This window comes from Paenibacillus agricola, assembly GCF_011440305.1.
GTDB lineage: Bacteria > Bacillota > Bacilli > Paenibacillales > NBRC-103111 > Paenibacillus_S > Paenibacillus_S agricola.
Genome location: NZ_JAAOIW010000006.1, coordinates 400,703 through 412,813, shown reverse-complemented (window position 1 = coordinate 412,813; position 12,111 = coordinate 400,703). Strand labels below are relative to the sequence as shown.

12 protein-coding genes and 1 rRNA gene are annotated in these 12,111 nt (G+C 48.1%); 5 read left to right on the top strand and 8 right to left on the bottom strand.

Features of this window, described 5'->3' with window-relative positions; all coding sequences use genetic code 11:
- From G9U52_RS19185 to G9U52_RS19155, 7 genes are all read right to left on the bottom strand, one after another.
- A 16S ribosomal RNA gene (locus G9U52_RS19185) occupies positions 1–319 on the bottom strand; the annotation flags it as partial.
- A gap of 445 nt (positions 320–764) precedes the next feature.
- Positions 765–1,799, bottom strand: coding sequence for a tRNA (adenosine(37)-N6)-threonylcarbamoyltransferase complex transferase subunit TsaD (gene tsaD, locus G9U52_RS19180; RefSeq protein WP_166152268.1), 1,035 nt, complete (start codon positions 1,797–1,799; stop codon positions 765–767).
- Positions 1,800–1,861: 62 nt separating this feature from the next.
- Positions 1,862–2,323 (bottom strand): ribosomal protein S18-alanine N-acetyltransferase, encoded by a 462-nt coding sequence (rimI, locus tag G9U52_RS19175; protein WP_166152267.1) that lies wholly within the window; start codon positions 2,321–2,323, stop codon positions 1,862–1,864.
- A 66-nt stretch (positions 2,324–2,389) separates the two neighbouring features.
- Positions 2,390–3,226, bottom strand: coding sequence for a tRNA (adenosine(37)-N6)-threonylcarbamoyltransferase complex dimerization subunit type 1 TsaB (tsaB, locus tag G9U52_RS19170; protein WP_166152235.1), 837 nt, complete (start codon positions 3,224–3,226; stop codon positions 2,390–2,392).
- Positions 3,223–3,708, bottom strand: a complete 486-nt coding sequence (gene tsaE / locus G9U52_RS19165) for a tRNA (adenosine(37)-N6)-threonylcarbamoyltransferase complex ATPase subunit type 1 TsaE (RefSeq protein WP_166152234.1) — start codon at positions 3,706–3,708, stop codon at positions 3,223–3,225. The genes tsaB and tsaE overlap by 4 nt, the downstream gene beginning before the upstream one ends.
- Positions 3,708–4,754 (bottom strand): thiamine-phosphate kinase, encoded by a 1,047-nt coding sequence (gene thiL / locus G9U52_RS19160; protein ID WP_166152233.1) that lies wholly within the window; start codon positions 4,752–4,754, stop codon positions 3,708–3,710. Before thiL ends, tsaE begins: the two co-directional genes overlap by 1 nt.
- Positions 4,755–5,068: 314 nt before the next feature.
- Complete coding sequence (locus G9U52_RS19155; protein ID WP_166151887.1) at positions 5,069–5,356, bottom strand: hypothetical protein; 288 nt, start codon at positions 5,354–5,356, stop codon at positions 5,069–5,071.
- Positions 5,357–5,627: 271 nt separating this feature from the next.
- On the opposite strand from G9U52_RS19155, the gene ku reads away from it, so the two are divergent.
- Together ku and G9U52_RS19145 are read left to right on the top strand one after the other, a co-directional pair.
- Entirely contained in the window at positions 5,628–6,479 is an 852-nt protein-coding gene (gene ku, locus G9U52_RS19150) for a non-homologous end joining protein Ku (RefSeq protein ID WP_166152232.1), read from the top strand.
- A complete protein-coding gene (locus tag G9U52_RS19145; RefSeq protein ID WP_166152231.1) occupies positions 6,476–7,393 on the top strand; it encodes an ATP-dependent DNA ligase in 918 nt (305 codons plus the stop codon). The genes ku and G9U52_RS19145 overlap by 4 nt, the downstream gene beginning before the upstream one ends.
- Before the next feature lie 28 nt (positions 7,394–7,421).
- Here G9U52_RS19145 and cls read toward each other — a convergent pair whose 3' ends face one another.
- A complete protein-coding gene (gene cls / locus G9U52_RS19140; protein ID WP_166152230.1) occupies positions 7,422–8,885 on the bottom strand; it encodes a cardiolipin synthase in 1,464 nt (487 codons plus the stop codon).
- Between the two features lie 189 nt (positions 8,886–9,074).
- Between cls and G9U52_RS19135 the strand changes: the two genes are divergently transcribed.
- Genes G9U52_RS19135 through G9U52_RS19125 form a run of 3 tightly spaced genes read left to right on the top strand, consistent with a single transcriptional unit; the run spans position 9,075 to position 12,093 of the window.
- Entirely contained in the window at positions 9,075–10,694 is a 1,620-nt protein-coding gene (locus G9U52_RS19135; RefSeq protein ID WP_166152229.1) for a spore germination protein, read from the top strand.
- Complete coding sequence (locus G9U52_RS19130; protein WP_166152228.1) at positions 10,691–11,866, top strand: Ger(x)C family spore germination protein; 1,176 nt, start codon at positions 10,691–10,693, stop codon at positions 11,864–11,866. The genes G9U52_RS19135 and G9U52_RS19130 overlap by 4 nt, the downstream gene beginning before the upstream one ends.
- Positions 11,863–12,093, top strand: coding sequence for a hypothetical protein (locus G9U52_RS19125; protein ID WP_166152227.1), 231 nt, complete (start codon positions 11,863–11,865; stop codon positions 12,091–12,093). Before G9U52_RS19130 ends, G9U52_RS19125 begins: the two co-directional genes overlap by 4 nt.
- Positions 12,094–12,111 lie beyond the last annotated feature (18 nt).

The window sequence follows — 12,111 nt, the reverse complement described above, 5'->3', positions numbered from 1 at the left end:
CCAGTGTGGCCGGTCACCCTCTCAGGTCGGCTACGCATCGTCGCCTTGGTGGGCCGTTACCCCACCAACTAGCTAATGCGCCGCAGGCCCATCTATAGGCCACAGATTGCTCCGCGTTTCTTGCCCCAAGCATGCGCTCGGGGCAGGTATCGGGTCTTAGCTACCGTTTCCGGTAGTTATCCCCGTCCTACAGGCAGGTTGCCTACGTGTTACTCACCCGTCCGCCGCTAACTGTACCCGAAGGTACAATCCGCTCGACTTGCATGTATTAGGCACGCCGCCAGCGTTCGTCCTGAGCCAGGATCAAACTCTCCATTAAGGTAGAACTTGAGTTGCCTCATTCTTTACATCTGGCGAGAACTTGCATTCTCTATTTTTACTCACTCGTTGATTCAGTTTTCAAAGGACAAAACTATTAAATATTTTCGTTATATCTTTCGATCATTTTCGACATTTTCCGTCAAAAGCGACCTGATCAATATACCATATTCTCGTATTCAATTGCAAGCATTATTTTTTCGAAACATTTTTTTAAAGCATGATGTTTTACGAAAAACAATGTGTATTGAAGCTTTCAAAAGCTTATGCCTCAGAAGCGACAAGAGATAATATAACAAATCCGGATCAAGAATGCAAGCTAATTATTCAAAATATTTTTCGCATACTCATATGAGCAGCAATAGGATGTAACTAAGCTGTCTGGCGACTCTACGAAAAGCTGCAAAAAAGCCGCCTCCCAACTAAGGGAAACGGCTCCAGGTATTCTACACAGACCACTCTTCGAGCTTGAGCAGAGGCTCTGCTTTAAAATCGAGCGACGAAAACTGGCCGCGCTGCAGCTTGAGGAATGCGGCGGCAGCGATCATTGCCGCATTGTCCGTGCACAGGCTAAGCGGCGGCGCTAGCAGCGGCACGTTTGCTGCCGCACAACGAGCAGCCAGCTGCTGCCGTAGCCCTTGATTAGCGGCGACACCACCCGCTAATAGCAATTGCTTCGCTCCGTAGGCTTTCACGGCGCGAAGTGCCTTCTCGACCAAGACTTCGACAACGGAGTCTTGGAAGCCTTTGGCCACCACTTGGGGAACCAGCGGCTGCCCCTTCATATTGGCTTGATTCAACGCAGAGAGCACCGCGGATTTCAATCCGCTAAAGCTGAAGTCGTAAGAGTCCGGCTCCAGCCAAGCACGAGGAAGTGGCAATGCTGCGCCTTCCTCTTGGGCAAGCCTGTCAATATAAGGTCCGCCGGGATAAGGCAACTTTAATGCGCGCGCGATTTTATCATAGGCCTCGCCTGCAGCATCATCTCGGGTCTGTCCGATAATCCGAAACACACCTTCAGCTTCAATATATACCAATTCGGTATGCCCACCAGAAACAACAAGAGAAATCAAAGGATATTGCAGTTTGTGCACAAGCTGGTTTGCGTAAATATGGCCGGCTATATGATGGACAGCTATCAAAGGAAGTTCCCATGCATAAGCAAGTGCCTTCGCTGCCACAACGCCGACCAGCAAAGCGCCGATTAATCCGGGACCCTGTGTTACTGCAATAGCAGACAAGTCGTGGGGCTCCAAGCCTGATTGCTCCAGTGCTTCTTCTATAATCCATGTAATACTTTCTACATGCTTGCGTGAAGCCAGCTCAGGAACAACGCCGCCGAAACGCTGATGGACTTCAATTTGGCTGGATACTACATTGGCTCTGATGGTTGTCCCATTTTCAACGATGGCTACAGCGGTTTCATCACAGCTGGTTTCGATCGCTAATATATATAAGGGCTTATTCGGGTTGGAAACCATTGGGCTGTCCAATGCTTCGTTGCTAATCGTTATTTTATCGCCTGTTTCGTCGCTGTTCATTTTTATTCCCCTGTATTTGTTTTTGGAGGTATTTGATATTCAGGCAGGTCTGCCCACATAATAATCGCATCCTCGCGATTGTCGGTGTAATAACCACGGCGTACACCTACCCCATAAAAGCCCAGCTTTTCATAAAGCCCTTGCGCTACACGGTTGGACGGCCGTACCTCCAGCGTCATTCGTGCAGCTCCAAAAAAACCTGCTGTTAGCTGCATTTCCCGCAATAGCCGCTCGCCGAGCTTCTTACCACGGTATTTTTCCCTAACTGCAATATTGGTAATATGGGCCTCATCGATAATAATCCACATGCCACCATAACCAATAACTTCATCCGCATATTCCATTACCATATAACGGGCAAACTGATTATTGGTCAATTCATTATAAAAAGCAGCTGAAGTCCACGGTGTGGTGAACGATTCCTGTTCAATCTCACAAATGGCAGGAATATCCTCTAGAAGCATGGAGCGAAACTCCAATGGTCCGAGAATATCCGTCTGTTCGCTAAGATTCACTTGTCATTTCTCCCCTTACGATTTTTGGGCTTCCCATTTGACCTCAGCTTCCGTTAGCTGCGTGTAGTTAGGAACCAAGTCATGCGGCTTGCTAATTATGCCCTGCTGCCATTGGTTAAGCCCCAAGTCCGCGATATGGCGTGCTCTCATTTCATAGTTTACGATCTCGGCAGTACCCGACCAGCTTTGGCAAAAATCATGAATTGTTTCCTCATGCATCCCTGTTTCACCTATAAAAAGAATTTGGTCTGGCTTTGAACCTGTACCTTTTTCATCCAAAGCCAGCTCCAACAATTGCTTAGCCCAGCCTGCCATTAATCGAATTCCATCGGGTGCCAGACAAGACCATTGCTGGGTAGGAGCCTGGTTTTGAGCTTGATACAACGAGGTGAAAGCTTGCCCCCTGCGCGCCTCAAACATAGGCACTACCCAAATTTTTTTGTTAGGCTCGCCTATTCGGGCTAACCCTGAAAGTCTAGCAGGTGTAGAATTAGTTGATGAATCTGCTAGACTGGCTTGTAAACCGCCTAAAGCAAGTGCTTCGAGGCTTGATACTCCCAGTAATATTTTGCGATGAGCCCAAGCCAAGGTTTTGGCAACTGTAACGCCTATTCTGACGCCAGTGTAAGATCCAGGTCCAACCCCCACCGCAAAAGCATCAATATCGCGTGTATGTAGCCCTGCGGAACCAAGCACCTGCTGAATATGGGGCATCAAATGAATAGAATGATTGCGTTCGGCTGTAGAATTAAGCTCGTCCAACAGCTCACCATTGCGGGTTAAAGCGACTGACATCGAGCTCGTAGACGTATCAATAGCTAACACTATACCCTGTTTATTTTCGCTGTTCATAATAAGATTTCGTTCTCCTTTAGGTGCTCGCACCATTGCTTGTAAGGGTCGCCATGTGGAGTTAACCTGAAAATACGTGCGTTCTCCCCACAATGCTCAATGGTAACGGACAAGCGATTTGCAGGCAAAAGCTCCCCTATCAACGACGACCATTCTATTAAAGTGACTCCCGCCCCAAAAAAATAATCGTCCAGACCGAGCTCATCCGCCTCTTCCATGGAAAGACGGTATACATCCATATGATAAAAAGGGAGCTTCTCCCCTTCATATTCTTTAATAAGTGTAAAAGTAGGGCTGTTCACAATTCCCTGCACCCCTAGCGACTTGGCTATGGCCTGTGAAAATGCCGTTTTGCCCGCACCCAGCTCCCCATCCAGCGTGACGACTGTACCAGGCTGAAACTGTCTAGCAAGACTACCTGCAAGGACAGCGGTTTGTTCCAAACTTAACGCCTGATACGTATACGTGACCACCTGTGGCATCAACTCAGGTCCTTTCCGAAGTGATTATAGCCTTGTTTGGCAATCGGAACGACGTAGCCGCTGCTTTGGACAAGGCGTACACCTGAATTCTCGGCATTGACATAACCGATAATATAAAGCGTTAATCCAGCTGCCTTGAATTTAATCTGCATGTCAATCACATGCTCAGCCTGCATTGTACCGATCAGGTGGTAATCCTCACCACCATAAAGAATATAATCCAGCGGATCCTTCTCCGTCCTGATGGCATAAGCCATGAGCTCATCCGCAATAGGAATACGGTCTTCAATCAAGTCGATTCCCACTCCTGAAGCCTCCGAAATTTCCCATGCTTCGCTGGCAAGCCCATCACTTACATCATTTAAGGCTCCACACACCTGGGATTGCTGCAGAAATTGTCCTGCATCCACCTGGGGCTGGGGCCTACAATGGGCAGCGATTAATCGAGCTTCCGAGGAGCCATCCTCGACATCTGGCCATTGGTCCGCCGGCAGTGCCTGCTTTAGCAAATAATCCAAACCTGCTGCTGAACAGCCTAGCTCCCCAGTCGCGAACACCACATCGCCAGTTTTTGCCGTAGAACGCAGTAACGCCCGGCCCTCCTGCACTTCCCCGATAACGGTTACAGTTACTGTTAAACCGCCGATACAAGAAGTGGTGTCGCCACCAACAACCACAACACTCCAACGATTAGCACAATCATATAAGCCTTGATACACTGCTTCAAGCTTGTGCTGGGACATCTCCTTGGGAAAACTTAATGCTATTAACGCATAGCGAGGGATCGCCCCCATTGCCGCAATATCGCTGATCGCCGCGGCCATTGCTTTATAACCAATATCGCTGTCTCGCATTGTATGGGCTTGGAAATGAATCGATTCCGTCATCGTATCACAGGTCATGACAAGTTGGCAGCCTGGTGCTAAATAGGCTACTGCCGCATCGTCTCCAATGCCTTTGTCCACCCCACAAGCCTGTTGAAAAGCAACCGACTGCTTACCGTCCGTCAAACGCCGTATAAGTGCAAATTCGTCCAAGGAACTCAACGTTTAACCGCCTCCGAATTGGTTTCCCCCTATTATATCCCTCTACAATGTTTGTCGCAACAGCGTTGTGATACCCTCCCCACCCTCCCTACAAGGGAGGGACCCAAAGGGCTCTGCCCTCTGGACTCCCTTGGAGCGTGGTGTGGCTGCGGCGTTCTCGGGACGCTTTCGTCCCTGCGGAACGCTTGGTTACGTGCTTAGGGTCATTTGTTCCGATGGAACATCATTTACTTAAGGCATAGGATGCATAGGCGGGCGCGGGATAGCTTGGTTCGGACGAATTGTCCCGCAGGTGGCTTGGGCGCGTGCAAGTATCATTCGTTCGTAGTCTCAGACTCATTATCAATGATGGATTCGGGATCGTTCATCGTGTCAGTGGTTGTTTCTTCGATGAGCCCATTGCTATAAGTGACGTTACCACCGCCCAAGCCTTCATTTACCATGCGGTCGATATCCATGAAATATTCTGCACGGCCTTGGTGATCCATACAAGCAGCAGGTGAAGCCGCGTCTGCTTCTGGATCACAATTGGCTTCTGCGTTTACATTGTTCATTGTTGGTTCATTGGGTTTGGGTTCATTTGATTTCGCATGTTTATTCATACTTGTTTCCTCCACAGGTGAATAGATTTTATGAATTGGTCTTATTTAAAAAACGTTGTTTGATGAAAACCGGGCGATCGCAGCATGTAATGCCATAATTTTTTTGTGTTTTTCGTTGTTAGCATGCCTTTTAAGCCCTCAGATCATTCATATCTGCTTGTGAATTTGGAAATACTACTTATAAAGGTATACCTGTCCTGCATAGGATAAAGGAGAAGGAATGATAAGTATGCCTACAAAATCTGCAGAAACTTATTAAGGAGGAATAAAGATGCATACAGTATGGAAAGGCGCGATCAGCTTTGGGCTGGTCCATGTTCCTGTCAAAATGTTTTCGGCGACGGAGGATAAAGATATTTCAATGCGATATATTCATAAGGACTGTTCGACACCGCTTAATTTTGTGCGCAAATGCTTGACCTGTGAGCGTGAGGTGGAATGGGAGGAAATTTCCCGAGGGTATGAATATGAGCCGGGAGCGTTCGTTTTATTTGAGAAGGATGAATTAGAAAAGCTAAATGGCGAAGTGAACAAGGAGATCAAAATTCTTGATTTTGTGCAGCTGACGGATATTGACCCGATTTATTTTCAGAAAACGTATTATTTGGCTCCCAACGAGACGGGCGCAAATGCTTATAACTTGCTGCTGGAGGCCATGAAGCAAACGGGCAAGATTGGCATTGCCAAGGTATCAATCCGCTCCAAAAGCAGCCTCGCCGCTATAAGGGTTATTGATAATTGTATCGCAATGGAGACGATATTTTATCCAGATGAAATCCGTTCGGTCGAGCAGGTACCTAATCTGCCGGAGCAAAGCAATGTGAACGATAAGGAGCTGCAGATGGCCAAGATGCTGATCGACCAGCTTACCACACCGTTTACCCCGGAATCGTATAAGGATGATTACAGGTCTTCCCTGCTGCAAGCGATTGAGCAAAAGGTAAATGGACGCGAGATTAGTGTCGCACCGGAGCCGCATAGAACCAATGTGATCGACCTGATGTCCGCCCTGCAGGCCAGCTTGGAAGCAACGAAACCGATTGCTCAAGGATCATCTGACAGCAGCAAAGCCAGCTCACCCAAAACTAAGCGAACTAATAAAGCCAAGGAAACAGTGTCATGACGATCCCACTGCCCCAAGAGCCCATGGCACCCATCATAGCTGACGAGCTGCCAGTGGGAGCCGATTGGGGCTACCAACTCAAATGGGATGGCGTAAGGCTGCTATCCCGTTTAGAGAATGGCAGGATCGACTTGTTTTCCAGGCAGATGCTGGACAAAACCTCGCTTTATCCAGAAGCGGTACAAGCTTTGCAAGCCCTCGAAGCCAATGCGAGAGAATATGTTTTGGATGGAGAAGCCGTCATGTTTGATTCCAGCAAGCAGCGGCCAAATTTCGCGCTCATCCTGCAGCGAGAGCGCTCTCGCTCCATTAAGGTTGGCAATCGGACGGAGAACCAATTCCTGTATGTGTTGTTTGATTTGCTGTATTGGAACGGCGAGGACTTACGTTCGCTCCCTTATCAGGAGCGTTATCGCAGACTGCAGCAATTGCTGCCTGAGAAGCTTCCCAACTTGTTCGTGACAGATATGTTCACAGACCGGGACTCGTTGTGGAAGTGGGTCGAGGCTGCCGGATGGGAAGGGATTGTTGGCAAGCGCTTGTCCAGCCCTTACCGCGAAGCCAAGAAGCATAAGGATTGGTACAAGAAAAAAACGGCACTGCTCTTCGACGTCCTCATTCCGGGCTTGATAATCCGCGGCGGCCAGGTGGCAAGCCTGCTCATGATGAAGGACGCCACCTTGTTCGGTCGCGTCTCTCTCGGCCTAGACCAGCCGATGAAAACGAGGCTTCTTCAGGAGGGGCTTGGGCAGGAAAGCGGGGTTCCGCTATTCGACAAGCTGCCGGCGGAGCTCAAGCGCGAGCATATTTTATGGCTGAAGGCTCCCTATACGTGCACGGTTACTGGACTCGAAGTCACTTCTGCCGGACAGCTGAGGCATCCCAAAATAGTCAATCTGAAGGGCTTCACATAGCAAGGATGGCCTCACATAGCTAAAACAGTTAAAAAAGTGGTGAGAGCAGCCTGGCGGCGATTTCTTTGGCTTTATGCAAGCGGGGTCGTCGCCGGAAGACTTCGAGCTCCCATTCCTCACTGTCCTGCAAATCGTTGTTGAAATCATCAACGAGCCGTTCCACGGCCTCCTTATCAAACAAGAGTGCATTGATTTCAAAATTACTGTAAAAGCTGCGAATATCCACATTTGCACTTCCGACAGAAGCAAACATATTATCGATGATCAATACTTTGGCATGCATGAACCCTTTTTGATACACATAAAAACGTACCCCCGCCTCCATCAACTCCTCAAAATAAGAAATCGATGCATAATGAACAGCTTGAGAATCGGAAAGTAACGGAAACAGAATAATAACCTCCAACCCGCTAATCGCCGCTGTTTTTAGAGCCATTCTTAAGCTGGGATCGGGGATAAAATAAGGTGTCATGATATAAATCCGCTCCTGCGCACAGGTAATAGCTCCGAAATACATTTGCAGGATGGTAGCCTGCCTAGCGTCAGGTCCGCTGCTTATAATTTGGACGGGCTTGCCATGTTGGGGTGGACTGCCAAGCCTGTTAATGCCATCGGGGCTATCAGCCTTATTTTCGCTCAATCCCTCACTCACCTGCTGTCCACTCACGAACATCCAGTCCCTGGCAAACACAGCCTGCAGCCTACCAACAGCGTCACCTATAAGCTCCAAGTGGGTATCTCTCCAGAACCCAAGCTTAGGGTTGCCTCCTCTATATTCATCCCCTATATTAAGCCCTCCCAAATACCCTGTATGCCCATCGATCACGACTATTCTGCGGTGGTTTCGATAGTTCATCCTCTTGTCGAAAAAAGCGATCAGTGGCGGCAGGAACAAATAGATCTCCACCCCTCCCCGTCGAAACTGTTCAATGAAAGCATCTTGCAATTCATAGCTGCCTATCCCATCAAATATACAGCGCACTTTGACACCCTGCTTAGCTTTGCGGATCAATAGCTCTTGAAACGTACGGCCAATGCCATCATTGCGGAAGGTGTAAATTTCAAAATGGATATATTGCTTGGCTCCTTCCATCGCTTCGAGCATAGCCGAATAAGTAGACTTCGCATTTGTTAATACCCGCACGTTATTATTCCAGGTGAACGGTGCGCCCGGAAACCGGCCAAGCAGGTTATACAAACGTTTTTGCTTGTAAAAGGCTTCGAAGGCCGTTGATTCCCTCGTTATCCCTCCGTTAGCTGTCCATTCCTTCTGGTTTCCCTGCTCATCAGCGTATTGGAGCTGATGCCGTTTCACTTTTTTGCGGCGTGAATATTCTTTGGCCAAGAAGTAATACATAATAAATCCGATGATGGGAAAAACAAACAAAATAAACATCCATGCCACCGTTTTGGAGGGCCTTCGAAATTCAATGATCAAAATGGTGAATATTTGAAAAATAAATAGCAGCAGCAAGGCAACCAGCCATTTCAATAAAATCGCCGCTCCCTTCTCATGCGCAAATGTGTGTCTTATCTTTTGCCTTTCATGAGGGGGTTATACAGCTACAGCAGAGCCTTTTAAATTGTGGACATAAATTTCTTGTTTTTAGGAAACCTAAGGGGAGAGGCTCACCAATAGCTGGCAGTATAGGAAATGCAAGGAGTGCAAGGAGGTGTTAGCATGCGTCGTGATCGTAAAGCAAGTCCGCAGGAGGAAAAACCGGACAATAAGCTAAAAAATGTTGAGTACCAATTTATTAATGAGTTAAAGTCCGTGCCCGTTTTCCTATCCCTAGAGGAAAATAAAAGCTATTTGAATGAGCTGTTTGCCGACTGCTCGGATTTTGTTATCCGTGAATTCCAAATTGAGGGCGGCATCTCGGCGATCCTGTTTTTCGTGGATGGGATGGTCAACACGCAATTTGCTAACGAGGCGATGAAGTCGCTCATGATTCTGGAGGGCAAGGAGCAGTTACTTGATCGAATCATCGAAATGACGCTGCCTGTTAGCCAAACCCAGCAAACCGATAACTATTCAGATATGCTGCTATCGGTATTGAGCGGTGATGCTGGACTGATCGTCGAGGGCAATAACCAAGCGCTGCTGATGGGGATCCGCGGGATGGAAAAACGCGCCATTAACGAACCGGAGACCGAATCGGTCGTCCGTGGCCCGCGCGAAGGCTTTGTCGAAAACTTGCGCACCAATACTTCGATGATTCGCCGCAAGCTGAAAACACCCCATTTGAAGATGAAGCATATGACGATTGGCCGCGAAAGCAACACCAGCACGGTCATCACATATATGGACGATATCGTGGACCCGGCTATAGTCAAAGAAGTGCTAGGCCGGATGGAAAAGATCGATGTTGATGCGGTACTGGATTCAGGTTATATCGAGGAGTTTATCCAGGATTCTACCTACTCGCCTTTTCCGCAAATTCAATACACCGAGCGGCCCGATATGGTTGCCGCTGCTTTGCTGCAGGGAAAGGTAGGCATCCTTGTAGACGGAACCCCCTTCGCGCTGCTGGTTCCGTTCGTGTTTACCGATATCCTGCAATCAAGCGAGGATTATTATGAGCGATTCCAGATTTCCTCGCTTATCCGTTTGTTACGTTATTTTTTTCTGATCATATCCTTACTAACCCCTGGTTTGTATGTAGCTATTACTACCTTTCATCAGGATTTGCTGCCAACCTCGCTGCTGCTGTCGGTTGCCGCGGCTAGAGAAGCCATCCCCTTCCCGGCCGTTGTTGAAGCCTTGATCATGGAGGTCACGTTCGAAGCGCTCCGCGAAGCCGGAATCCGGCTGCCGAAAACAATAGGGTCTGCCGTCAGTATTCTGGGCGCCTTAGTAGTCGGGCAGGCCGCTGTACAGGCTGGAATCGTCTCGGCACCGATGGTTATCATCGTTTCGCTTACAGGGATTGCCTCGTTCACGATCCCGCGCTTTAACGGAGCTATTGCCATCCGCATGTTGCGTTTCCCGATCATTATTGCCGCCTCTATCTTTGGCATGTTTGGCATTATGATCACTTTGATGGTCATTATTGGGCACATGGCCAATCTACGTTCCTTTGGCATTCCTTATCTTTCTCCTCTAGGCCCCTTGTCCGTGGCAGATTTGAAGGATACCGCTGTCCGTCCCCCTATATGGCTTAATAAAAACCGCCCAAGCTATATGCCAGTCCAAGATTCGAAACGAATGGGCGATCAGCTTTCCGATGAAATTATGAAGGACAGCGGCCAGACTGGAGAGCATATCCCGCATGACAAAAAGGAGAATGATACGGAATGATACGGCGCAGCGCGGCTTTACTCTTTATATTACTTGCTGCCTTCATACTGCCCGGCTGTTGGGACAGAACGGAAATTAATGATATGGCCTTTATTTTAACCTCGGGCATTGACCTTGAAGATGACGGGAAGTATCGCATAAGCGTCATGGTTCCCTTGCCTGGACAAATGGGGGGTGCTTCCGGCGGTGGCGGCGGAACGAGCGGCGATAAAAGCTATTATGTTGATTCCGAGGTAGGCGAAACGTACCGGGAATGCCTGAATCAATTGCAAAAGCGGATGTCAAGACGAATGTTTCTGGCTCATCGCCGAACCATTATCGTAGGAGAAGCCCTAGCCAAAAGAGGCCTTCAGGACTTATATGATTCCACTCCGCGCAGCCCGGAGAATCGGATGACTACTTACTTAATTGTCGCCAAGGGAAAAGCGTCCGACATGCTGATGTCAACACCGAGGTTTGAACGCTTCCCCTCGGAGGCCGTCCGGGAGCTAGTTAAAGCCAGAGGCGTGATTGATATCAACTTTAAAGATTTTGGCGTTGCCTTAAGCTTGCCAGGTGCTGATCCTGTCGCCGTCTATATGGCGGTTAAAGAGTCCGAGAAAAGTGAAAAGCCCTCCAAAGAGGTTGAGTTTAAAGGCTACGCCCAATTTCGAAATGACAAGATGATAGGCAGCTTGGAAAATGATGAAGCGATTGGGCTTTCCTTATTACATGGGCAAAAAATGATTATCAATATGATCACCGTCCAAGCTGAGGATGGAAGTAAAATGAGTGTGCGGATTTATAGTTCGTCAACGAACATTCGAACAACACTCATCGACCAGCAGGTGCATTTTAATATAAATATACAATTGACAGCTACCATGATGGAGGATAAAACCAAATATGATTTGAGCCAAACCGACAATGTTCTCAAGGTAGAGGCCGCTATCTCGGAATATGCCAAAAATACAATCCAGAAAACGATTGACAGCTCCATTCAGCACAATGTGGACTCCACCCAACTTGGTTCAACCTTATGGAGGGCTTATCCGGAGCAATGGGCCAGCCAATTCGAAAAAAACTGGCCCGAGGGGCTTAAAGATGCCAAGCTCGACATCCAGGTTGAAAGCCAGTTAACCGATACAGGGCTTATTTATGACAATATTACAAAGGAGCATGCCCCAAAATGAGTATCAGCTACCTCACGATTATTTTTCTGTTGCTTGTACTTAATTGCTTGCGTTATTGGAAAAAGCTCGGCAAGCAGCCACCGTCGATCAGATGGATGTACCGAATCGCTTACTCGTTATCCCTAGCCCTCTACATCTGTATTATTCTGCATATCAAGGTTCCTATGCCGACCCAGTTCTTTATCAATAAAGTATCACCATGGGCCTTCAATTACCTCAATCGTTGAGCAATAACAGGTTAACTA

Bases quoted from the DNA above. Each gene is read 5' to 3' on its own strand.
- G9U52_RS19125 (WP_166152227.1), top strand. From the start codon at position 11,863: ATGAGTATCAGCTACCTCACGATTATTTTTCTGTTGCTTGTACTTAAT.
- G9U52_RS19145 (WP_166152231.1), top strand. From the start codon at position 6,476: ATGACGATCCCACTGCCCCAAGAGCCCATGGCACCCATCATAGCTGAC.
- tsaD (WP_166152268.1), bottom strand. From the start codon at position 1,799: ATGGTTTCCAACCCGAATAAGCCCTTATATATATTAGCGATCGAAACC.
- ku (WP_166152232.1), top strand. From the start codon at position 5,628: ATGCATACAGTATGGAAAGGCGCGATCAGCTTTGGGCTGGTCCATGTT.
- rimI (WP_166152267.1), bottom strand. From the start codon at position 2,323: ATGCTTCTAGAGGATATTCCTGCCATTTGTGAGATTGAACAGGAATCG.
- G9U52_RS19155 (WP_166151887.1), bottom strand. From the start codon at position 5,356: ATGAATAAACATGCGAAATCAAATGAACCCAAACCCAATGAACCAACA.
- tsaB (WP_166152235.1), bottom strand. From the start codon at position 3,226: ATGAACAGCGAAAATAAACAGGGTATAGTGTTAGCTATTGATACGTCT.
- G9U52_RS19130 (WP_166152228.1), top strand. From the start codon at position 10,691: ATGATACGGCGCAGCGCGGCTTTACTCTTTATATTACTTGCTGCCTTC.
- tsaE (WP_166152234.1), bottom strand. From the start codon at position 3,708: ATGCCACAGGTGGTCACGTATACGTATCAGGCGTTAAGTTTGGAACAA.
- G9U52_RS19135 (WP_166152229.1), top strand. From the start codon at position 9,075: ATGCGTCGTGATCGTAAAGCAAGTCCGCAGGAGGAAAAACCGGACAAT.